Origin of the sequence: Acinetobacter stercoris, assembly GCF_900323515.1 — a bacterium.
In the GTDB taxonomy this organism is placed as follows: domain Bacteria; phylum Pseudomonadota; class Gammaproteobacteria; order Pseudomonadales; family Moraxellaceae; genus Acinetobacter; species Acinetobacter stercoris.
The window spans coordinates 1-23,403 of record NZ_OOGT01000042.1; the positions used below are offsets into that span (position 1 = coordinate 1).

General features: G+C 38.0%; 16 protein-coding genes. 5 read left to right on the plus strand and 11 right to left on the minus strand.

Annotation, left to right across the window (positions count from 1 at the left end):
• Window positions 1–237: 237 nt before the first annotated feature.
• The 7 genes from KPC_RS06540 to KPC_RS06570 all read right to left on the minus strand — a co-directional run bounded on the left by KPC_RS06540 (window position 238) and on the right by KPC_RS06570 (window position 9,201).
• Window positions 238–1,005, minus strand: a complete 768-nt coding sequence (locus KPC_RS06540) for a tRNA threonylcarbamoyladenosine dehydratase (protein WP_121973602.1) — start codon at window positions 1,003–1,005, stop codon at window positions 238–240.
• Between the two features lie 63 nt (window positions 1,006–1,068).
• Window positions 1,069–1,821: a hypothetical protein gene (locus KPC_RS06545; RefSeq protein WP_146196626.1), complete on the minus strand. Its 753-nt coding sequence runs from the start codon at window positions 1,819–1,821 to the stop codon at window positions 1,069–1,071.
• A 97-nt stretch (window positions 1,822–1,918) separates the two neighbouring features.
• Window positions 1,919–4,675 (minus strand): aconitate hydratase AcnA, encoded by a 2,757-nt coding sequence (gene acnA, locus KPC_RS06550; RefSeq protein WP_121973604.1) that lies wholly within the window; start codon window positions 4,673–4,675, stop codon window positions 1,919–1,921.
• Between the two features lie 119 nt (window positions 4,676–4,794).
• Complete coding sequence (locus KPC_RS06555; RefSeq protein ID WP_121973605.1) at window positions 4,795–5,619, minus strand: TatD family hydrolase; 825 nt, start codon at window positions 5,617–5,619, stop codon at window positions 4,795–4,797.
• The gene (locus tag KPC_RS06560; RefSeq protein ID WP_121973606.1) at window positions 5,619–6,605 is read right to left on the minus strand and encodes an RsiV family protein; all 987 of its coding nucleotides are present in this window, start codon (window positions 6,603–6,605) and stop codon (window positions 5,619–5,621) included. Before KPC_RS06560 ends, KPC_RS06555 begins: the two co-directional genes overlap by 1 nt.
• A gap of 97 nt (window positions 6,606–6,702) precedes the next feature.
• Window positions 6,703–7,515, minus strand: a complete 813-nt coding sequence (locus KPC_RS06565) for a hypothetical protein (RefSeq protein ID WP_121973607.1) — start codon at window positions 7,513–7,515, stop codon at window positions 6,703–6,705.
• Between the two features lie 93 nt (window positions 7,516–7,608).
• Window positions 7,609–9,201 carry a peptide chain release factor 3 gene (locus KPC_RS06570; protein WP_121973608.1) on the minus strand — a complete coding sequence of 531 codons (1,593 nt, stop codon included), beginning with the start codon at window positions 9,199–9,201 and terminating at the stop codon, window positions 7,609–7,611.
• A gap of 119 nt (window positions 9,202–9,320) precedes the next feature.
• On the opposite strand from KPC_RS06570, the gene KPC_RS06575 reads away from it, so the two are divergent.
• Window positions 9,321–9,521 carry a hypothetical protein gene (locus tag KPC_RS06575; protein WP_146196627.1) on the plus strand — a complete coding sequence of 67 codons (201 nt, stop codon included), beginning with the start codon at window positions 9,321–9,323 and terminating at the stop codon, window positions 9,519–9,521.
• Window positions 9,522–9,648: 127 nt separating this feature from the next.
• On the opposite strand, the gene KPC_RS06580 is transcribed toward KPC_RS06575, so the two are convergent.
• Window positions 9,649–11,733: a bifunctional diguanylate cyclase/phosphodiesterase gene (locus KPC_RS06580; RefSeq protein ID WP_121973610.1), complete on the minus strand. Its 2,085-nt coding sequence runs from the start codon at window positions 11,731–11,733 to the stop codon at window positions 9,649–9,651.
• A 196-nt stretch (window positions 11,734–11,929) separates the two neighbouring features.
• Window positions 11,930–14,110 carry a carboxy terminal-processing peptidase gene (locus KPC_RS06585; RefSeq protein ID WP_121973611.1) on the minus strand — a complete coding sequence of 727 codons (2,181 nt, stop codon included), beginning with the start codon at window positions 14,108–14,110 and terminating at the stop codon, window positions 11,930–11,932.
• 195 nt (window positions 14,111–14,305) lie between these two features.
• On the opposite strand from KPC_RS06585, the gene nagZ reads away from it, so the two are divergent.
• Complete coding sequence (gene nagZ / locus KPC_RS06590) at window positions 14,306–15,325, plus strand: beta-N-acetylhexosaminidase (protein ID WP_121973612.1); 1,020 nt, start codon at window positions 14,306–14,308, stop codon at window positions 15,323–15,325.
• Between the two features lie 80 nt (window positions 15,326–15,405).
• Window positions 15,406–16,251, plus strand: a complete 846-nt coding sequence (locus tag KPC_RS06595; RefSeq protein WP_121973613.1) for a class I SAM-dependent methyltransferase — start codon at window positions 15,406–15,408, stop codon at window positions 16,249–16,251.
• Window positions 16,252–16,359: 108 nt separating this feature from the next.
• On the opposite strand, the gene KPC_RS06600 is transcribed toward KPC_RS06595, so the two are convergent.
• A complete protein-coding gene (locus KPC_RS06600) occupies window positions 16,360–17,823 on the minus strand; it encodes a phospholipase D family protein (protein ID WP_121973614.1) in 1,464 nt (487 codons plus the stop codon).
• Between the two features lie 105 nt (window positions 17,824–17,928).
• Window positions 17,929–20,022: a zinc piracy TonB-dependent receptor ZnuD gene (gene znuD / locus KPC_RS06605; protein ID WP_121973615.1), complete on the minus strand. Its 2,094-nt coding sequence runs from the start codon at window positions 20,020–20,022 to the stop codon at window positions 17,929–17,931.
• 460 nt (window positions 20,023–20,482) lie between these two features.
• On the opposite strand from znuD, the gene KPC_RS06610 reads away from it, so the two are divergent.
• Both KPC_RS06610 and aspS read left to right on the plus strand, forming a co-directional pair.
• Entirely contained in the window at window positions 20,483–21,250 is a 768-nt protein-coding gene (locus KPC_RS06610) for a DUF4184 family protein (RefSeq protein WP_121973616.1), read from the plus strand.
• A 165-nt stretch (window positions 21,251–21,415) separates the two neighbouring features.
• Window positions 21,416–23,203 (plus strand): aspartate--tRNA ligase, encoded by a 1,788-nt coding sequence (gene aspS, locus KPC_RS06615; RefSeq protein ID WP_121973617.1) that lies wholly within the window; start codon window positions 21,416–21,418, stop codon window positions 23,201–23,203.
• Window positions 23,204–23,403 lie beyond the last annotated feature (200 nt).

Sequence of the window (23,403 nt, forward strand, 5' to 3'; positions counted from 1 at the left end):
CTATTTTTCATATTAGATTAGATTAAAACTAAAAGCTAGACTATATCTAAATACTGAAAATAGAGGAATATTCAGGTGAGTATAGGAAAAAAAATCTGTATTTTTATCTTGGCTATTTTTACGATGTGGTTTTTGAATTGCTATGATAATTTTATTGAAAAGCGGTTAGTATTTCCTCATCCTGTGACACAACCAGATACTCTTTATTTATATGATTAAAAATAAAGAAAACGAAGTTTAAGGCTTCGCTTTCTTTTGTTCCAGTTTCTTCACAACTTCTGCAACAGCAACCATTGCAAAACTAGAAGTCACAACAACAGCAGAGCCATATCCTCCACAACGCAGACCAGCACTTGCACATACATCTGCATTTGAAAAAGGGTTATCAATGGAATAAATACATGTGATACCAAACTTCTCTTTCGGCTTTTTGCAAATCCCCTTTGAACGTAACTGAGCGCGAAGTTTTGCTAACATTGGGTCTTGTTCTGTCTTTGATAAATCAGCAACACGGATTTTTAAGGGATCAAGTTTTCCACCCGCTCCACCTGAGACAATCAAGGGGATCTTATTGAAACGGCAATGCAACATCAAGGCTAATTTGGCTTTAACATCGTCAATACAATCCAGAACAACATCTGGTACTTTTACCAAGATATCCTTAACGTTTTCAGGGCTTAGGTATTCATCTATCAGGTTGATTTTGATACGTGGATTGATCAAACGACAACGCTCTGCCATCACCTCTATCTTTTCATAACCCAAAGTTGAGGTCATCGCAGGAAGTTGGCGATTGATATTTGAGGCTGCAATAGAATCCATATCGACCAGAGTAAGCTCACCTATCCCTGTACGTGCTAATGCTTCTACAGCCCAGGAACCTACACCACCAATGCCAATTACCATCACATGACTTTGTTCAAAGTATTGAAAATTGTCTTCTCCATAAATTTTAGCTACACCAGCAAAACGGCGGTCATATTCATCATGTTGGAGATTAGTCATTGCTTATTTCAAATATCAAAAAATCTGGACTATTTTAACAAATTTACCTGTGTAAATTAATCATTATTCGTCACTCCAGCTCTCTGGCAATTTAACCGTATTGTTTTTCTCATTGAGAAGATAAGTTTTAATAAAATTGCCTGTTTTTTGATTTGAATCAGATGCTTTTGAAATATGTGTTTGATATTTATATTTAACTTTCCAATTCATCGGTTTAACATATTCAATCCATGAAGTCAGTGCATATTCGTCATGGCATTGTCCTCCTGCCCTTTTATAATCTTCTTCCGAGAAACATGCCCGAATCATTCGGTTCAATGAAAATGGGATATTAAAAAAAACTTTCTGGTAATCTCCCCTTTCTTTGATTTGAATAAAATCTGCAACCTCTTCAAGCAACCCTCCACCAGAGTAAGTTTCAGACCACTCTTGAATAATTGCAACCGAATAATCATGCTCATTAATAGGAAATAATTTTGGAAAAATATATACTTTTTCTTGATCAAGGCTTTCGGCATCAACAGACCAGCGTGCGACTTGAGTTTGTGGATAATTACTAAAATTCCAGGCGTTTAGTTGCTTAAGATTTTGATCAAATTGATACAATTTTAGTTTAGAAATCAAATAATAATTGTTTTGCTCTTGGCTTTTATACCAATTCCAATCCCGCTTGTTCAAGCATTCTTCTGGTAGCTTCTGACACAGCTGTGCAATTTGCCCATCTGCTAATTTTTGCTTTTTAAAACTTATTTCGACTGGTTGAGCAAAAGTCCCTATAGGGAAAAAAATCATAATCAACATTAAAGTTCTATGCATAATCTTGCCTTAATCATTTTTATTACTTTTCTTTAAAATCTATTTAAACATAAAAAAGCCCCACATACAGTAGGGCTTTTAGGATAACTTTTAAATATTAAGCAGCAATCAGATTACGCAATACATAATGTAAAATACCACCAGCTTTGAAATATTCCACTTCATTTAGAGTATCAATACGGCAAAGTACCTTGAAGCTTTCAGTTGAACCATCTGCCCGTTTCACTTCAATATCCAATGTTGCATGTGGTTCAATATCATCAGATAGCCCATGAATAGAAAGCTGTTCTTGCCCTGTCAATCTAAGGGTTTGACGTGTCTGCCCATCCACAAATTGCAAAGGTAATACTCCCATTCCAACCAGATTGGAACGGTGAATACGCTCAAAGCTCTCTGCTATAACCGCTTTAACACCTAATAAATTAGTTCCTTTTGCCGCCCAGTCACGAGATGAACCTGTTCCATACTCTTTACCAGCAACCACGACCAGCGGAGTAGCATCTTGCTGATATTTCATCGCAGCATCATAAATTGCCATTTTTTCACCACTTGGAACATAAATGGTATTGCCACCTTCTTCACCACCCAGCATTTCGTTCTTAATACGGATGTTGGCGAAAGTACCACGCATCATCACTTCGTGATTGCCGCGACGTGAACCATAAGAGTTGAAGTCTTTCTGATCCACACCCTGTTCTTGTAAGTAACGCCCTGCTGGGCTATCTTTTTTAATATTCCCCGCAGGTGAAATATGATCGGTGGTTACAGAGTCTCCCAAGACTGCAAGGATTCGAGCATTTTCAATGTCTTGAATTGGCTTTGCTGGTTTATCAATCCCTTCAAAAAATGGTGGGTGACGGATATATGTCGACTTTTCATCCCATTCATAGGTTTTACTCTGAGGAATTTGAATCGCCTGCCAGCTTTCATCACCATCAAATACAGCAGCATATTCTTTGTGGAACATATCTGTATTCACTTTCTGCAAGACTTCATCAATTTCAGCTTGTGTCGGCCAAATATCTTTTAGATAAATATCCTGACCATTTTGATCTACCCCTAAAGGTTCTTTGGTGATGTCATTTCGAATTGAACCAACCAGACCAAATGCAATAACTAAAGGAGGAGAAGCAAGCCAGTTGGTTTTGACAAGCGGATGAACACGGCCTTCAAAGTTACGGTTCCCCGAAAGTACTGATGCAACATTCAAATCATAGCACTGAATAGCATCTTCAATCGGTTTTGGAAGTGGACCTGAATTACCAATACAAGTTGTACAACCATAGCCTACAAGGTTATAACCCAATTGATCTAAATATGGCATTAAGCCCGATGCATTCAGATAATCAGTGACCACTTTGGAACCTGGTGCAAGTGAACTTTTCACCCAAGGCTTACGCTGTAGACCTTTTTCAACCGCCTTTTTCGCCAACAAACCTGCTGCCAGCATTACACTTGGGTTCGAAGTATTAGTACAGGAAGTAATGGCGGAAATAACGACATCACCATGTACCAAAGGATAACGCTTGCCATCAATCACACAATGCGGATCGTCATTTTGTAATGCAGACTGCTTCGCATCTATAGCAGCACCAGCCCCCCCCTCACTGATCAATCGTTCCTGCTCAACTTTTGCTGGTTTCAAATCCAGCTCCATCAATGAGCGGAATGTACTTGGAATATCCTGCAACACAACACGATCCTGAGGACGTTTTGGTCCAGCAACACTTGCCTCAACTGTTCCCATATCTAAAGATAATGTATCGGTAAATACAGGTTCATCACCTGCATTACGCCACAAACCTTGTTCTTTGCAATAGGCTTCGACCAAAGCAATACGGTCATCGTTACGACCTGTTAGACGTAAATAACCAAGCGTTACATCGTCTATTGGAAAGAAACCACAAGTTGCACCATACTCAGGTGCCATATTGGCAATTGTGGCACGATCGGCCAATGGCAAATCAGCCAGACCATCACCATAGAATTCAACAAATTTACCAACCACGCCTTTTTTGCGTAACATTTGGGTAATGGTTAAAACCAGATCAGTCGCGGTAATTCCTTCTCGCAATTTTCCAGTCAGTTTAAATCCAATCACCTCTGGAATAAGCATGGAAATAGGTTGTCCTAACATGGCAGCTTCGGCTTCGATACCGCCAACGCCCCATCCCAGTACCCCTAAACCGTTAATCATCGTGGTATGTGAGTCTGTCCCCACTAAAGTATCGGGAAATGCAAATTTTTGCCCATCACTTTCACCCAGCCATACAGCTTGAGCAAGATACTCCAGATTCACTTGATGACAAATTCCTGTTCCCGGTGGTACTACACTAAAACTATTAAATGCAGATTGTCCCCAACGAAGGAACTGATAACGCTCTCCATTACGTTGCATCTCAATATCGACATTTTCTTCAAAAGCTTTATCTGTTCCAAAAAAATCCACCATTACCGAGTGATCAATCACCAGATCTACTTTAGAAAGTGGATTAATTTGTTCTGGATCACTCCCAGCTTGTTTGACTGCAGCACGCATTGCCGCCAAGTCAACAACAGCAGGTACACCAGTAAAATCCTGCATCAGTACACGTGCAGGACGATACTGGATTTCATGATCAGATTTTTTGGTTTTCTGCCATGCAACGAGCGCTTCAATATCTTCTTTTTTTACCGTTTTTTCATCTTCAAATCTAAGTAAATTTTCAAGTAATACTTTTAAAGATTTAGGGAGTTTGGAGAGATCACCGAGCCTGTCCTGAGCTGTCTTTAAACTAAAAATCTGGTAGTCATCCTGACCTACTTTTAGAGATTTCAATGCATTAAAACTATTGATATTACTGTACTTTGCCATAGGTTTATCCTCCGGCTTGGCATTGGGTTATTATTGGGCTGTTTTGAAGTACTTATTCTAATGTATGCCAATTTTAGGCTTGGATTGTTATTGATTGGTTAATATTTCAAATATTAAATTTAACTTGATAAGTGTAGTGCCTGAAGTGAGTTTTTCCACAATTGTAAAGCCAGTTTTTCTTTAGACAGCTGTAAGCTTTCAGCTAAACCATCAAGTACATAAGGTAAATTCGCAGGTGTATTTCGAGTGCGGTGTTCATGTGAACTTTGACAACAAAGCGGTGTCATATCTGGACAGTCCGTTTCCAGAACTAAATGTTCACTTCCCAATGCCTGCACCACCTGATGCAATTTTTTAGCATTTGGATTTGTGATTTGACCCGTAACACCTATTTTAAAGCCAAGCTTTACAAAAGCTTTAGCCTCTTCTATTCCCCCGCTAAAGGCATGTGCGATTCCGCCATATTGATATTTATGCTGTTTTAATACCGTAAGGACATCTGCATGTGATTTTCGGATATGCAATAAAATTGGCTTATCAAACTGCTGTGCCAATTCAATTTGAGCAGCAAAAAACTCCTTTTGTTTTTTAAATATTTCTGGCTGTTTATGCTCTTTCAAGAAAGTATCTAAACCAATTTCTCCTACCGCGACACAATCTTCCCTACTTAAAATACTCTCTAAATCTTGTAAATATTCTTTTTTATGCTGCTCGATATAAAAAGGATGTAAACCTGGAGCGAGATAACTTTTCGGTGCCTGATCAAGTTGATTAATAAAATGTTGAGTCCGAATCAGATCCTGAAATCTGGAATGCAAAAAACCAATTAAGACCAGACATTCTACTCCAACTGCTTTTGCCTGATGTGCAAGCAGTTCCCGGTCATGATCAAACTCGGGAACATCAAAATGAGTATGTGTATCAAACAGTCGATAGTTATTCATCAGGATTTTGGCTTATCTATAGACGCAACGGCTTTTGCTTCATCAGCCTTTACTTCTGGCAAATATTCTTTCTTTAAAATCGTTTGTAATTGTTCATATGGAATGACCAGTCTTGGTAGACCAACAACATAAGGTCCGATTTCATATTCAGCATACTGCAATATCAGCCCTTGCTGACCTAAATAGAAATTATTAGATAATTTAAACTTCCACGCCTGCTCATACTGCTCAACATTATCTGCAAGTTTAGAATCTGTGACCCATATCTTGAATGCTTCATGCGCTCTATTTTCAAGCGCAGCCTGTTGATTCGGTGCAACAATATCTTTTAGCTCAACCTGTTTCTCTTTTTTCAAATCAAAGTTGAAGTACTGCTGAGAAGTTGAACCATGTGCTCCTCCTAAATAACTACTGCTATTTAGAACAACCGTCACCAACGGCCCTTGGGAATTCAAAATTTTCGGACTGATACTTAGTGAAATCTTATGATTTGCACCCAGTGTTTTTAACTCTTTATCCAGATTCAGGAAATTGTCCAGATAGGGTTGAACCTGGGTTGCCAACTGTTGTGCCGCAGTTGCAGGCGCATTTTCAGCTACAGCAGAACTTGCTGTAAGCTGTTTCTCAACAGCACTTTTATTTGAATCTGCTTTTTTAGCTTCTTCTTTTTTCAATTGCTCTGAAATACTTAAAATCTGATCCAGATCTTTCAAAATAGCTTTATCAATCACATCATTTACAAAGTTATAATTGGTTTGCAAACGCTCTACTGAAAACTCAGAACAATTTTTCCCATCGCATTCCGGCATCTTTAAAGTTAATTCTTCAAGATTTCCTTTTAATTCTAAAACTGTCACCAGTGGTTCTGAAGCACTTGCTTCCGAGGTTGTTTGTTCTTTTTTATGACTGTCTTTGGGCTGGCAAGCGCTCAAAGTCATAGCAGCGACTAAAACTGAAAATGCGAGTGTTGTTTTGCTATTTAACATCATGCAAACCTAAGTCAAAATTTAACGATATTCTTCACTATTGAAAGCTTATTCTTCTAATCTTAAATGAACAATCTTGTTTTGTATCATTTTGTCGTTAAAACATTTTTTGGAAAATTTCTGGCTTTAAAACACGCAGTGTTTCAGCTTTGCTCAAATAAATATCCAATTGGGTTCCATCTTTTACAATATCATTGGGTCTAAAATGCAAACCCACACCCTCGGTATCAAAAAACCACTCTGCTTGTCCCCAAAACAGTTTTTTAGGTGCATTTTTTCTAGATTCAGCACTTTGCTCTTTAAGCCATTTTTTATAGTTTTCCTGAATAATTTCATTCATTTGAGTTTGTTTATCTGTTTGAATCACGTCCAATATACCTAAACCTTTCTTTAACCTTCGATCTGCAACAAAAAAATATTGCCGATCTTTTACAGTAACATCTTCTTGCTTGGAGTTAACTGAAATCTGGAGAAGTACAAACTGATTTCGTGCTGAAACCACTTTTGTCGTCAAAGCCAGCTCATAAGGCTTATTTTTATTAAACAACTTTTGCCATTCATCTGACTTTTTAACATAGGCATTAATCGCTTCTTGCAAGCTTAAATTTTGTTTTAAATTAATCTGGTTTTGAATAACATTTGCCTGATTTTTACTTACCCAGTCATTTATCCATTGATCTTGTGTATTGATCGTTTGGATATCAATGTCTATGCAGTTTTTCTTTTCACAAAAAGGCAACGCGTATTGGGCTTTATTTTCCTGAATATTCAGATAAGGAAGCACTTCTGCCGATTGTTGAGTTTTAGCCTGAGTCGTTTGATCAACTGGTGATTGTGTTTTTTGATCACATGCGCTTAAAGCCCAAATGCCACACATAATGATACCCATTTTGATTTTATTATTTCGCATGACAATACCTTTATCTCAAACAAACGTTATTCTGTTATAAAAATGGCTTCTCGAGGAAGCCACTTTACATCTTATTTATAGAGCCTGGTCAAATCAATGTTCACGTGTATTACGGAACTCGATGTCAGGCCAACGTTCCTGCATCAGCTGTAAGTTCACACGACTCGGTGCGAGATAAGTTAAATGCCCACCCCCATCAACAGACAACTGATCATGAGCTTTTTTCTTAAAGTCATTTAAGGTTTTTTCATCATCACAATAAATCCAGCGTACCGTGTTAATACTCACAGGTTCATAAATACAGTCGACTTTGTATTCTTCTTTCAAACGGTATGCAACCACGTCAAACTGAAGTACCCCTACAGCTCCGACAATCAGATCATTACTGATCTGTGGCATAAATACCTGAGTTGCACCCTCTTCTGACAGCTCTTTCAAGCCTTTCTGTAATTGTTTGGATTTTAAAGGATCTTTCAAACGAACACGACGGAACATTTCAGGGGCAAAGTGTGGAATACCTGTAAAATGAAGATTTTCTCCAGAAGTGAAGGTATCACCGATCTGAATCGTACCGTGGTTATGTAAACCAATGATATCCCCTGGCCACGCTTCTTCTAAATGTTCACGTTCACCTGCAAGGAAAGTTAATGCATCGCTGATACGTACATCTTTACCAATACGCACATGATTCATCTTCAAACCTTTTTCATATTTACCTGAGCAAATACGCATAAAGGCAACACGGTCACGGTGCTTAGGATCCATATTTGCCTGAATCTTGAAAACAAAGCCAGTGAACCCTTCTTCAGTCGACTCTACCATACGTTCCTGAGCTGGATGTGCCTTTGGTTCAGGCGCCCACTCAATAAAAGTATTTAGGACATGATCAACTGCAAAATTACCGAGAGCCGTACCAAAAAGAACAGGTGTTTGTTTTCCTTGCAAAAACAATTCACGGTCTAATGGTTCATTCGCCATTTGTACAAGTTCTAATGACTCTTCAAAAGAAGCAAAAGCCAAGTCACCTACTTTTTCACGAATATCCGGATAATCATAGCCATCACGAACTTCAATATCAGTAATAGTTGATCCGAAACCTGCTTTATAAATATAAAGTTTGTCTTCTAAAATATTATATACACCTGCGAAATCACGTCCCATCCCTAGAGGCCATGTGATAGGTACACAGCGAATATTCAAGACATTTTCAATTTCATCAAGGAGTTCTAATGGTTCGCGAATTTCACGGTCAAGCTTGTTCACAAATGAAATGATCGGAGTATCGCGCATACGACACACTTCCATAAGCTTGATGGTTCGCTCTTCGACACCTTTCGCACCATCAATAACCATTAAAGCTGAGTCAACTGCTGTCAAGGTACGATAAGTATCTTCTGAGAAGTCTTCATGTCCAGGTGTGTCGAGTAAGTTTATTACATGATTTTTATAAGGAAATTGCATCACAGATGTTGTAATCGAAATTCCACGCTCTTTTTCCATTTCCATCCAGTCGGATGTTGCTGCACGATCAGACTTGCGGCTTTTTACCATACCTGCAACCTGAATCGCCTTACCCCACAACAACAGTTTTTCTGTCATCGTCGTTTTACCAGCATCGGGGTGGGAAATAATCGCAAAAGTTCTACGCTGAGCTACTTCTGCCGCTAATTCATCTTTAAAACTCATAAAAGACACCATACTGCCTGATTTGCAGTAACAAGATCGAAAATACGATCAAAACTAAAAATTGGCGCTATTGTATCAGATCAATCAATAATATAAATGTGAAATCATTGCACTCAATTTTGTCGCATTTTCAAGATAAATTTACCTCAAAAAATACAACCTTATCATTAAATGAACGTAATTTTTCCGTACAAAAAAGTACAGTCTATGCACTGGATACAATAGCCGTTTTTACTGGGAAACAGATTTTGGTGACTTTAAATTGGACGACTTTTGATTATGCTCAACATAAGAAAGCTCTTGTGACATTTTTAGCTTAAATGGATTGCATTATTGTATAGGTTTTTAACCTAAACGCCATTATTTTTCGTTAAATCCACTATACAGAAATGTCAAATGTTACATAGATATTACTAATCATTATTAATATTGAACAATTGGAATAAATCAATGCTTCTCATTTGAAACCTGATGCTTATAGTTTTCCTCCAAACGCTCTACAGGTACTGGCATGGAAAACAAATAGCCCTGAAACTGCTGGCAGCCCAAACGTTTTAAAATTTCAGCTTGTTTGGGTGTTTCGACACCCTCGGCAGTGATCGTTAATCCTAATCTATTCGCCAAACGGATAATACTCTCTAAAATAATTTCTTCTTTCGAACCCACTGATAGACCACAAATAAATTCTTTATCAATCTTGAGTTCATCAACAGGTAAATCTTTTAAATATAAAAAACTCGAATGCCCTGTACCAAAGTCATCGATCGCGAGCCCCACGCCTATTTCACGTAATTTTTCAAAAGTTCTAATACTGGTTCCAATATGATGCATTGCTGTAGATTCCGTGATCTCTATTTTAAGCTGCCCTGCTTTGATATCGTATTGCACGATTAACTCTTGTAATGTATCGATCAAGTTTTTATGTTCAAACTGAACAACTGACAAATTAACTGAAACTGGAGCAAAATTTAATCCATTCTTGTTCCATATCTGAATTTGTTTACAAGCTTCTTCTAAAGCCCAATACCCCATTCGGATAATCAAGCCTGTCTGTTCCGCCCCCTCAATAAACATGCATGGAGCAAGTAACCCCAATGTAGGATGTTTCCATCGGATTAAGGCTTCAACACCACAAACGGCATACTCAACATTAAATTTAGGTTGGTAAAATAAAATAAACTGCTGTTCTTCAACAGCCTTATATAAATCATTAACCAATTTTAATTTGTTTTTTGAAGCAAACTGCTGATCTGTAGAATAGTTAAAAACAGAATAAGTATTACGTCCCTGTTCTTTAGAAATTTGCATTGCGGTATCAGCATTGATAAGTAAATCCTGTAAATTTTTACCATGCTCAGGATAAAATACAACTCCCATACTGACAGTAATATTGATCTCTTTATCGTTAATTTTAAAACTATGATTAATCTTGTTTAAAATCTGTGTTGCAACATATTCCATTTCATCATGTGTTGTATTTTCAACAATTAATAAAAACTCATCTCCACCTAAACGAATTAGTTTTTGCCGTTCATTTAAAATCCTGTAAATGCGACTTGAAAACTTCAACAACAATTCATCACCAACATGATGCCCAAAAGCATCATTTATTGATTTTAAACGATCAATATCCAGATAAATCAGTCCAGTCAATTGCTCTTTTAATAGTGATGAAGAAAACAGGTAATCTGTATAATCTATTAAAAATAAACGGTTAGGTAGCTTGGTTAAGTTATCCTGCATGGCTAGACTTTGTAATTCCTTATTTGCCATCATTAATTGTTTGTTTCTTTCTTCCAATCTAATTTCGAGAACTGCAACAAAAAATATCCCCATTAAAACCAAACTTATCACAAATATAATAGTGAATATTAATAATCCCTGCCCTCCTTGATATGAAAATATTTGATCAGCGGGTTCATTGAGTTTATAGAAATGCGTTCCAGCCATTGCAGCATAATGCATTCCAATAATACTCAATGCCAACATCACGGAAATAGAGAATTTATATAATAAATAATATTTAAACTGACCTCTAAGCTTAAATGCGAGCCAGAAAGCTAGACCAGAACCACACACAGCGATTAATACGGAAAAAACAAAAATGAGTGGGTCATAATAAATATAATAGCCAGGCATTCTCAGGCCTGCCATTCCCACATAATGCATGCCAGATATGGCAATACCCATTACAATTGCGCCTAAAATTAATCTGGCATAAGGTAAATTGGAACGGCTTGTTAGCCACATTGCAAAAATACAGGCGACCGCCGCTATAATATAAGAGTATATGGTTAATGCTTTATCAAAATAATAATATTCTGGAAATTTACAAGCTAACACTCCCACAAAGTGCATAGCCCAGATCGCAAAACCAAAAATCAAGCCTGTAAAAAATAAAATTATTTTTCCAGATATTAGATTAATTTGTTTTAAAATTAATTGATGTAAAGAGATCGCACAAAAACATATCACTATCGCCAGTAATGCCGACCCTAAAACAAGGCTCCAATCGTAACTCATATGGATCATAAAGCATATCCAATATCTTCAAAGTAAAGCCCCGAAATAAACAAATAATTGCAAAAAAGATCGTTTTATTTCATAAAAAAGTAAAATATTAAACTTATTTTAAAATAACATTATCTATTTTAAGGTCAAGTTTTTTCATTATAAATAAATAAAAAAAAGCATATCGAAATATGCTTTTTAACCATAACTTAAAATATTATTTAGCAATTTTTGAGTAATCCATTAAAACATTTGCTGCTTCATTTACAAATGCCTCTTCCTCAGGTAATGGAGGTCTTTGGTTTGCTTTCATTTTTGCTCGCGCTTCTGCCAAACCATCCAGAGAGGCCTGATAACTTTCCCAGTTTGCATATGGTTTCTGATTGGTCGCTTTACGGCGCTGATTTTCAGCATCTAAAGTTCGCTGCTCCAGAGCGTTTAATTCTGCCTTACGTTTATCGATATCCAGAACAATTTTCTTTTCATCTTTGGTCTTCTGTGTAATCGCTTTACGCTCTTCAAGGTATTTAAATTGTGGATCTAATTTAACTCTTGCCGCTGATAACTGATCAAGTTGCTCGACATAAGGTTGCACAATACCTTCTCGTTTGAATGGCGCAGTAGGGATGGTATCCCATTTTAAAGCATTCTTGGCTTTACGTTCTCCAAATTCTTCATCATAGATGTCAACCAGCTTGATATCTGGAATAACCCCTTTATTCTGGGTACTACCACCCGTGATACGGTAGAACTTACGCTGCGTCAGTGTTGCCTGACCATAAGCCAGACTGTCGAGTTGAACTTGTGCCGTACCTTTACCTGTTGTGGTACTGCCAATCACGATTCCACGACCATAATCCTGAATTGCCGCTGAGTAAATCTCACTTGCCGAAGCAGAAGCCAGATTTACCAGTACCGCCATTGGACCTGCATAAAGCTGTGCACCATTGTCAGTGTCTTCGAAAACATTGACATTACCATTGCCATCACGAATCTGCACCACCGGGCCAGACTTGATCACCTGTCCGATCATTTTGGCAACTTCTTCTAATGAACCACCAGGGTTATTACGCAAGTCAACAATAATCCCTTCAACATTTTTTGCTGACAGTTCTTTCAGTGCCTTGCCAGTATCTTCTGCAACAGAACGGTACTCTGTTCCTGCACGACGCGCGCGATAGTTTAAATAGAATGACGGTATTTCTAGCACCCCGAATAGATGCTTTTTACCATCACGTGTAACTTCAACTGTACGTGTACGGACACCCGCATCTTCTTCCTGAATCACATCACGAGTCAAGGTCACGGTACGCGCCTGACTCATCGAAGCGCCAGATCCTAAAAGTTTAATAGTAACTTTGGTACCACGCTTCCCACGAATAAGCCCTACGATCTCCTGACTTGACCAGCCGATCACATCCACCATTTTCTCGCCATCTTGTGCAACAGCAACAATACGATCACCCGATTTAACCTGGCCAGACTTGCTTGCTGGCCCACCTTCTACAATCGTTTCAATTTTGGTGTAATCCTCATTACCACGTTCTGGGCGAATGGACACGCCGATTCCTTCCAGTTGTAATGTCGTTTGACGATTCAACTCCATTGCATCTAAAGGTGGGAAATAATTACTATGCGGATCATAAGTGAGTGTCATCGAATTTAAAATTTTCTCTAAAACATCATCACTTTTCACACGACCTATACGCTCTAGTTGACGCGTATAACGTTTAGTCAGTGTTTGAACTGGTGTTAAATCTTCAGAACTTGCCAGATCCTGCCCATCTGCCAATGATGGATCAGCTTTTAGTGCTTTTTGCTTTGCCTGTTCTTCTTCTTTTGTAATCGTCAAATTGATGAGTTGTGATACCAGCATCTTACGCCAATAATTTTCCTGTTCAGGTTTATTAGCAAAAAAAGCTGCTTTTTCACGATCAGTATCAACGTATTCATTTGGTTGATGAAGATTTTGAGGCTTTTCCAATTCAGCCAGCATAAACTCATAAAACTGTTTTAAACGGTCACGGTATTGCGCATGGATTGCATATGGACCGCTCAAATCACCCGCTTTCAATGCCGCCCCTAAAGTTGCAGCATATTGTTTTTTATAGGTTTCTATTTCAGGTGCTAAAAATAAAGTATGCTCAGGATCTAAACTATCAAAGTACATATCCAGAATACGTGCTGATGTATTTGCATCCAGACGCATATTCAAATAATGTGTGCGGTCTATCAATGTTGATAATTGACGCGTCACTAGCGCCTGTTCTTGAGTCGGTCGAATTGATTGGGATACAGCAGTTGAGTTTGTTGCAGCAATAGCCTGACTAATGGTATGCGTAAAAAATAAACCACCAGTCGCAATAGCAACGGCGCAAGCGATTGTTTGGAGTTTCATAAATTCTTAATACTTCCTAGGTTTTCCCAATATCTATGCTGTTTTTCAATCTGAATTCAACAGATTCATAATCTTAAACAACTTTTTGTGTTTATGTCGTGTAGTTTTATCATAATCTGTACTAACAAAATGTAGCAAATCATTGCTAAATTCGAGTATTGTTTGACTTTTAAAATTACAAACGATGGTTCCTCTATGATTGGCGCATTGATGCTCGACATCGCTGGCACAGAACTTAACGATGAAGATATTCAACTATTACAATCTCCGCAAGTCGGAGGCATGATTTTATTTGCCCGAAATATAGAATCTCCAGCTCAAGTACGTGCATTGACTGATCATATGCGTCAAATCCGTCCAGATATTTTAATCGCTGTGGATCAAGAGGGTGGTCGTGTACAACGTTTAAAACAAGGCTTTACCTTGCTCCCGGCGATGGGAAATTTTGGAGAGCTATATTTAACCTCTCCTGAACGAGCAATAGATCTGGCTGAGAAATGTGGCTGGCTCATGGCAACAGAAGTTCTTGCCGTCGGAATTGATTTTAGCTTTGCACCTGTACTGGATATCAACGATATCAGTGATGTGATTGGTGATCGCGCGTTTTCAAAAAATCTGGATGATTTAGTTGTCTTAGCAGCATCATTCATAAAAGGTATGAAACGTGCTGGTATGGCGACGACAGGAAAGCATTTCCCTGGTCATGGCTCTGTAAAAGCAGACTCACATGTTGCCGCTGCAATCGATAGTCGTAGTTATGATGAAATTTATCAAAAAGACATGCAAAGCTTTATCCAGCTGAAAGACCAATTAGATGCCCTCATGCCAGCCCATGTTATTTATGAAAATGTTGATCCCAACCCTGCCGGTTTTTCAAAATACTGGTTACAAAACATTCTTCGTCAGAAATTAGGCTTTGATGGCGTTCTTTTCTCTGATGATTTAAGCATGCAAGCTGCTTGCGTTGCTGGTGGTGCAGATGCGCGTATTCAGGCTGCACTTGATGCCGGCTGTGATATGGGACTGGTTTGTAATAACCGTGAATCAGCATGCACTGCCCTTCAAGGTATTCTAGATTATCCTTTACCAAATCAGGAACGTTTGGAACGTATGCGTGGCAACATTCCTGATATTCAAATTGGAACAGAGCTGGATTTAGGTGATGAATGGAAAACTGTCAAAAAGGTCATTGAAGATTTTAAAAATTCAATTTAAAAGATAAGGAACACTACAGTGTTCCTTTTTAATTTTAGGTAAAATAAAGAAAATATAAAAACACGTCGGTTAAGGACAACATGAAAAAACAGCGATCGAAGTACCGTCATATATCATTCACAGCTCATTATACAGGCTATATCTGGTATAAAATGGGCATTTCCCACCCTGTTTTTGCGACAAAAAAAGGCAAGTCTTTAGCAACACTTGTAGATCCAGTTGAACGTCTGGCTGAAAAATATGTGGGTGGCAGTATGCGTACCACCTTAAAAGAACGCCATACCATGCTGGATGATCATCTGAAAAAATTAATAGAACAATATCCAAACTTACAAGTCTTAGAAATTGCAGCAGGACTTTCACCACGCGGTTGGTGGTTTAGAACACATTTCCCGGAAATAGCTTATCGGGAACTGGATTTACCTGACATGGCTGCTACAAAGCAGGAGGCTCTCAACAAGATTGCTCCTAATAGCCCTGAAGTGATGTCTGTTGATTTGTTTACGGAGGAATTCCAGCAGATATTTAAAGAGTTTGATGAAAATCGACCATTAGTCGTGATCAGTGAAGGATTGATTAATTATTTCAGTAAAGACCTTTTACAAAAGCTAATTCAATCCATTGCAACTTATGGCAAGGGATTTAAATCATTACATTATCTCACGGATATTTATCCCGAGCCTGTAAAAAACAAACTCGCCAAAGTGATCTGGAGCAGTAGTAAGTTACTGAAAATCATGTCTAGAAGTGCTTTTAGTTTTCACTTTACTCACCCGTCAGAAATACAAGCTTTCTTTAATCAGGCCGGGTTTAGCCAAGTCAATGTTATTCAGCCCTCCAACTATTTCAAGCATGAACAGGCATTACCAAAGCCTGAAGAACACTTAGGTGACTTGGTCTGGATGGTAGATGCTATACTCAAATAAATAGATGAATCAGCTCCCCCTCTTTTAAAGAGGGGTTAGGCAGATTTTTTAAAAGATGCAGATAAAATTTTATTAACCGACGAGTAGCATGACTCAGCCCTTTTTATTCTAAAAAGTTGATAATCCAGACCACTCCATAAAACGATATACCCCATATTTCAGTTTGGATTCATCTGCATACTTGCTGTATTCGACACTGATATGACGCCCATCCAGATTAGACCAGGACGTATTAAAATATTTTTCAACGTCAATAAATACTTGCTGTTGAGGCTGCCCTAATACACGTAGGTCGGTTTCCAGATTGTAATTTTTAAGATTTCGTGCTGTAAAATTTGCTGAACCTAAAATCATTTCAGATCGCGTTGCATTACTCTTAATGATGATCTTGCTATGGCATTGCTCGCCATGTGTATCACACCAACGAATATCCACACCAGCATCATGTAATTCTGACGCGACTTGTCGATTTGGGATGCCATTTTTCTGACGTCCAAAAGCGTCTTTATTTGGATCAAGTAAAACTCGAAGTTTTACTCCGCGTTTTTTGGCTTCGATTAAGCTTTTGATAATTTGACGCTCGGACAAATAAAACATTGCCATATCCAGCTGTTCACCAGATTTTGCAGAATCAATCAGGTTTAGCACTGCCTTATAAATAGCCCCTTCAGTCAAAACTTGTACTTGTGGATCTGTAGTACGCCCATCTACCTGCCCCACTACGACAAAAGGTGCATCACCTCCTGACATCTGGGCAACGGGTTGTTCTGTATTTAAAATATCAACTGCTGTATGACCTGTTACTATCAAACCGATATTAGAATGCCGAGAGCTGCCATCATGCGGGTTCGCCGACGTTACCAAAGCTTTCCAGCCATTGTCAGTATCCACAACCAAAGTTTTTCTGTGATTGGCTTTAAAATTAAACAAATCCATGTAGCTACGTAAGGTTACTTTTCCATTTCCCACTGGATTTTTCAACCAGCCTTTTTCCGGGTTATTACTCATACCTTGGCAGCATAAATACCAAAAACCAGACCATACAGGATTAGATGCACGTAGCTTACTCAAATCCGTAGGAATCACCTCAATACCAGCCTTACGTAACTGATAAAAAATTTCAGGACTTACTCCACCATATACCGTATTAATCGGATCAGTAATCACTGTCACCGTTATATTCGGATTGTATAAACGTTTTTCCACCAAAGCTGTCGTCAACTGTTGAGCCAATGCCCGATGTTGAACTTTTGAATCCCCAACTTCACCATTAAATAAAAACATATCCAGAACGATGGTATTTTTTGCTTCTTTGATCATATCTAGCATCGCATCAAAAATATGTTGATCTAGCTGTTGTTGACCATTGGCATCAAGATAAGTTTCATCTGCAAGAAATTTTACCTCAGCATGACGAAGCGGTCCTGTATGATCTAGCCCCTGCGGTAGAGGTTTATAAACCTGGTAAATCGCTGAGGCAACATAGCCCAAAAATAAAGCGCCAAAAACCAGTCCAATGTACTGACCTGTTGACCAGTTCAATTTCTCGTGAAGTCGATGGAAAATTCGCATAAAAAAAAACCTAACCTAATGTAGTTAGGCTAGGTTTTATCAACAGGTTTTTCAAGAGGATTTTAGTTTCCAAACATACAATTATCTGAAAAAATCATTGTAATATTAGAATCCAACTTCTAAACCAATGCTGAAATTACGTCCAATTTGTGGAATATTCGATAGGAATGATGTGTGGTTATACACTTTATCATCAAGTAAGTTATTTGCATTAAAGAACACTTTATATGCTACATCATCAGCATATTGTCCCGAATAAGCCAAACCAAGATTTAGCATATTATAACCTTGAGTCTCTCTCTCATAAGATGCAAATTTGTCTTGTTTAAAGACATGATAGTATTCAGCAGAACCCGTCCAGGCATCGCCTAATTTCGCATTCACTTTGGTTCCTAAACGGCCTGCAGGTACACGTGGCGCATTTTCATCATCAATTTTGCCACGGACATAGTCACCAAAAACACCGACTTTATAGTTTGGCGTAATCTGATAAGCTGCTTGTGCTTCAGCACCATAAAAACGGGCATCGTCTTGAGAATATTGAATTAAACGGAAATCTTTATACTGATCTAATGTTCTGGCATAGATAAAATTATCATACCAGTTGTGATACAGGTTTATACCATAGCTAAATTTTTCAGCATCATAATGCAAACCAAGTTCAACATTATTTGATTTTTCCTTACTCAGATTTTCATTCCCCAATTCATAAGTATTGGTTGCAAAGTGTTTACCGTCCGAATACAACTCCTGTGCCAATGGCAAACGTTCTTGATGTGAAGCTGCGAATGAAAGTTTATAATCTGGAGTAAATGACCAAGTTGCACCAGCAGAATAGGAAAATGCATTCTCATCAAAATCTTTCTGATCTGAAGAGATATCTACTTTTTGATGATCAAAACGTGCACCTAACTGGAACAATACATCATTCCACTGCTTATGTTCAGCGGCAAAAGCACTCCACTTTTGAGTTTTATTCGGAGCAAGTGTTGCCTCTTCTCCCGAAATATTCAGCTTTTGTTGACTCGCTTCAACACCAATCACGCCTTCCCAAGTTGCAACTGGATTATGCACCAACTCTACCCGACCATCATAAGCTTTGCTTTTGAAGGTCGTCATTGCCTCGCCTTCTTCTATTTCATCATGTTTATAATCGGTATAACTGGCGGAAACACGTAATTTTTTAAATCCGGCAAATGGATCATTCAATTCAGACCGAAAATCATAACGCTCTGTTTTCAAGTCTATCCATGGTCCTGAATGATGGTGGTCTTCTTCCTCATCATGATGATGGTGATGCCCATGTCCATCGTCGACTGGTGGTGTTTCTGAAGCATGATCATCATGCGGTTCACAATGCAGTTTCAAACCATCTAAGTGACATGATTCATATTCATGACTATGCCCCGGGAGACCATATTTATCTTGTCTATTGCTATAGGAAACTCCTGCAAAACCTCTGTCTCCAATCCATGACAAACCAACATTAACATTGTCAGATTTGGAGAAAGTATCAGCTACACGGCGCTGCTTACTCCATTGACCATCATGTTCATCAAGAACATTATAATTTGGCACGATATAATTATTTGCATCACGCGTCAGGCCTTCTACACGTAAAGCAATTTGCTCATTTAAACCAACTGTTACTCCACCATGCGCCAATGTCTCATCATTTCCAGTGTTATAGCGGACTCCAACTTTACCTTCATAACCTTTTTCAGGCATTTTGGTTGGAATTTTACTATCAACCACATTGATCAGCCCCCCCACAGAACCTGCTCCATAAAGCAAGGTTTCTGGACCGCGAATGACTTCAACTCTTTCAGCAAGCTGAGGATCAACTGTAACAGCATGATCTGGAGATAATGTTGATACATCCATGGTATCAGCACCATTTTGTAGAACTTTTGCCCGAGCACCATCCTGACCACGTATAACAGGTCGACTTGCACCTGAACCGAAAGTATCCGAATAAATTCCTAACTGGTCTTTAAGTGCTTCGCCAATCGTTGTTCCCCCTTGCAATAAATCCTGACGAGACAAAGAGTTTTCTACATCCTGAACAGCATTATCGCCTTGTGCTGTAACTTTGATTGTAGAGAGTTTTTTTACACTTTCATCGAGGTTATCAGCAAATGCAAAAACTGGTAGAAATGACAAAATGGATAAACTTAGAATACTTTTTGAGATATACATGAGTTGAACCGCAGCAAATTTTATAGACGTTATATTATAACATTACAGATTTATCAACTAAAAAAAAAAAATAAAACTTACATCTAGTTAACTTTTACACTGAAAACAACAAAACATTCCCACTTAAATAAAAATTAAATCATTTATTTCAATAAGATTATTATCAAAAAATCAACACACTCATAAAAAATATTATCTTCTGCATCTGAAAAATAGATAAAACTAAAAATTGGTGAAAATATCACGTGAATAGTGAATATTTTAAATATGATTGCGACGAGAAATATTTCTTAAACTTTATCGAACTCAGTTATGCTAACTGCTTAAGAAATTATAAAAAGTACTGTTTTGCGACATAAATGAAATAAAGATACCTTATTGTTATCTAAACAATTACATAACTTCGACTTTATTCTGTTTAAAATCAAAAAAGATATTTAAATTTTTGCCCATTTGTTTTATGCCTTTTACACTTTCCCACACCGTTCTTGCTCCTCCCATAGCCAAGCTCTCTGGTCAACGTTTACCAATCGCAGCTCTGGCCATAGGTTGCATGACACCAGATTTATATCGAATTTTAAGCAGAACAGAAATTACCCTAAACCACCAGTTTAAAGGAATTATTTATCCTGATTTATTTGTGGGAATAATATTTTGCTTGTTATGGTATTGCCTCTATAGACCTGTAATTTATAAAGTTGCTGGACTTCAAGACACTCTAAAGCTCTACAATTTTAAAAAAATCCTCACATTTTCAATAATGATAATTTTGTCTATTATTATAGGAACCGTGACACATATTATTTGGGATGGTCTAACTCACTCAGACTTTAGAACCATCGCATTTCATAGTTTTTTACAACGCCCTGTCACCCTGTTCCAATATACTTTTCCGATGCATCGTATTCTACAAATTACCTCATCCGTCATTGCTCTACCATTTATTTTCTGGATGATTTATCACTATTACTTAAAACATAAAACACCTCAAACCACTTCTATAAAAACAACTCGGTTTGGACTTGTGCTTTTATCACTTGGCATTTTCTTTGGCTGTGCATTTTATGTTTTCATTGCAAAACACACTGGATTTATTCCTCAACACGATGATTTATATAATGTTATTGGATTCTTTTTTAAGTATTTCACTCAAGGAGCTTTGATATTTTTAACATTTGGATGTCTGATTTTCCAGATTTTAAATTCTAGAGCATACTTTGATAAATAGATTTCAAATCATATCTTTAATATCTGATTTGAATTTGCACTGTTTTTTAATCTAATCCTTGAGACTCATAGCTCAAAGAGGCATAATCGTACATTACTTTTTTTAAGGCGGTACGCTGTTTACGTATTCGCTTTCTCTAACCCATATAGTTGGATTTTTTGCGCTATGATGCGAACTCATTACTGCGGCTCATTAACTGAAGCCCAAATCGACCAAACTGTTACTTTATGTGGATGGGTGCACCGTCGCCGAGATCATGGTGGAGTGATCTTCCTTGATATGCGTGATCGTGATGGTCTCGTTCAAGTGGTTATTGACCCTGATACACCAGAAGCATTTGCAACAGCAGACAAAGCTCGTTCTGAATATGTATTAAAAATCACAGGTCGCGTTCGTCGTCGCTATGAAGGCACAGAAAATGCCAATATGGTGAGTGGTCAAATTGAAGTTTTGGGCAAAGAAATCGAAGTTCTTGCCTCTTCCGAAACTCCACCATTCCCATTGAATGATGAAAATATTCAGGTTTCCGAAGACGTACGTTTAAAATACCGTTTCTTGGACATCCGTCGTCCAGAAATGTTAGACCGTTTACGTTTCCGTTCTAAAGTTACAACATTGATCCGTAACTATTTGGATGAAAATGGCTTCCTGGATGTTGAAACACCTATTCTGACTCGTGCAACCCCAGAAGGTGCTCGTGACTATCTCGTGCCAAGTCGTGTTTCAAATGGTAGCTTCTACGCTCTTCCACAATCACCACAATTATTCAAACAGTTATTAATGGTTGGTGGTATTGACCGTTACTACCAAATTGCAAAATGTTTCCGTGACGAAGACTTACGTGCTGATCGTCAACCAGAATTTACCCAGATCGATATTGAAACATCATTCTTAAGTGATGATGACATTATGGATTTGATGGAAGGCATGACTGTTAAATTATTTAACGACCTTCTTGGTGTAAAATTCGACAAATTCGAACGAATGACGTATGCAGATGCAATGCGTGATTACGCTTCGGATAAACCAGATATGCGCATTCCTTTAAAACTTGTTGACGTTGCAGATTTAATGCAAGACGTTGAGTTCAAAGTATTCGCAGGTCCTGCAAAAGACCCTAAAGGTCGTATTGTTGCACTTCGTGTACCAGGAGCTGGCTCACTTCCTCGTAGCCAAATCGATGAATATACAAAATTCGTGGGTATCTACGGTGCAAAAGGTTTGGCTTATATCAAAGTCAACGAACTTGAAAAAGGGATCGAAGGTCTTCAATCTCCTATCGTTAAATTCATTGAACCAATCGTGCTTGACTTGTTAAAACGTGTTGGTGCTGAAAATGGTGACATCGTATTCTTTGGTGCTGACAAAGCAAAAGTTGTCAATGATGCAATGGGCGCACTTCGTGTCAAAATTGGTCATGATATGAAACTTGCAACCAAAGAATGGGCTCCATTATGGGTTGTTGACTTCCCAATGTTTGAAGAAACTGACGATGGTAAATGGACTTCTGTTCATCATCCGTTCACCCTTCCAAAATCAAGCGTTGAAGAGGTGAAGAATAACCCTGGTCAAGCACTTTCAGTCGCATACGATATGGTATTAAATGGTACTGAAATTGGTGGTGGTTCACTACGTATTTATACTTTAGAAATGCAAAAAGCGATTTTTGAAGCATTAGGTATTGGTGAAGAAGAAGCCGAAGAAAAATTCAGCTTCTTGCTTAACGCGCTTAAATATGGTGCTCCTCCTCATGGTGGCTTGGCATTTGGTCTTGATCGTCTAGTAATGCTCATGACTGGCGCGTCTTCAATCCGTGACGTGATTGCATTCCCTAAAACTAAAACGGCGGAATGCCCATTGACTCAAGCACCAGCTCCTGTTGAAGCAAATCAGCTCCGTGATTTAGGCTTACGTTTACGTGAAAAACCAAAAGCAGAAGGAAAAGAAGCTTAAGTTTTTTTCAAAAAAGCCCTGCACTATGCAGGGCTTTTTTTATGCAAAAAAAACAAATAAATAAAAATAATAGATTTTTTAAAATTAGAATTTTATATGATTTTCCTGCTCTTTTTTTTGCACATATTATTAAATATTCACAATTAAAAAGTTAAAAATAGTTTACTTATCAAATAAATACCCAGATATTTTTAAAAATA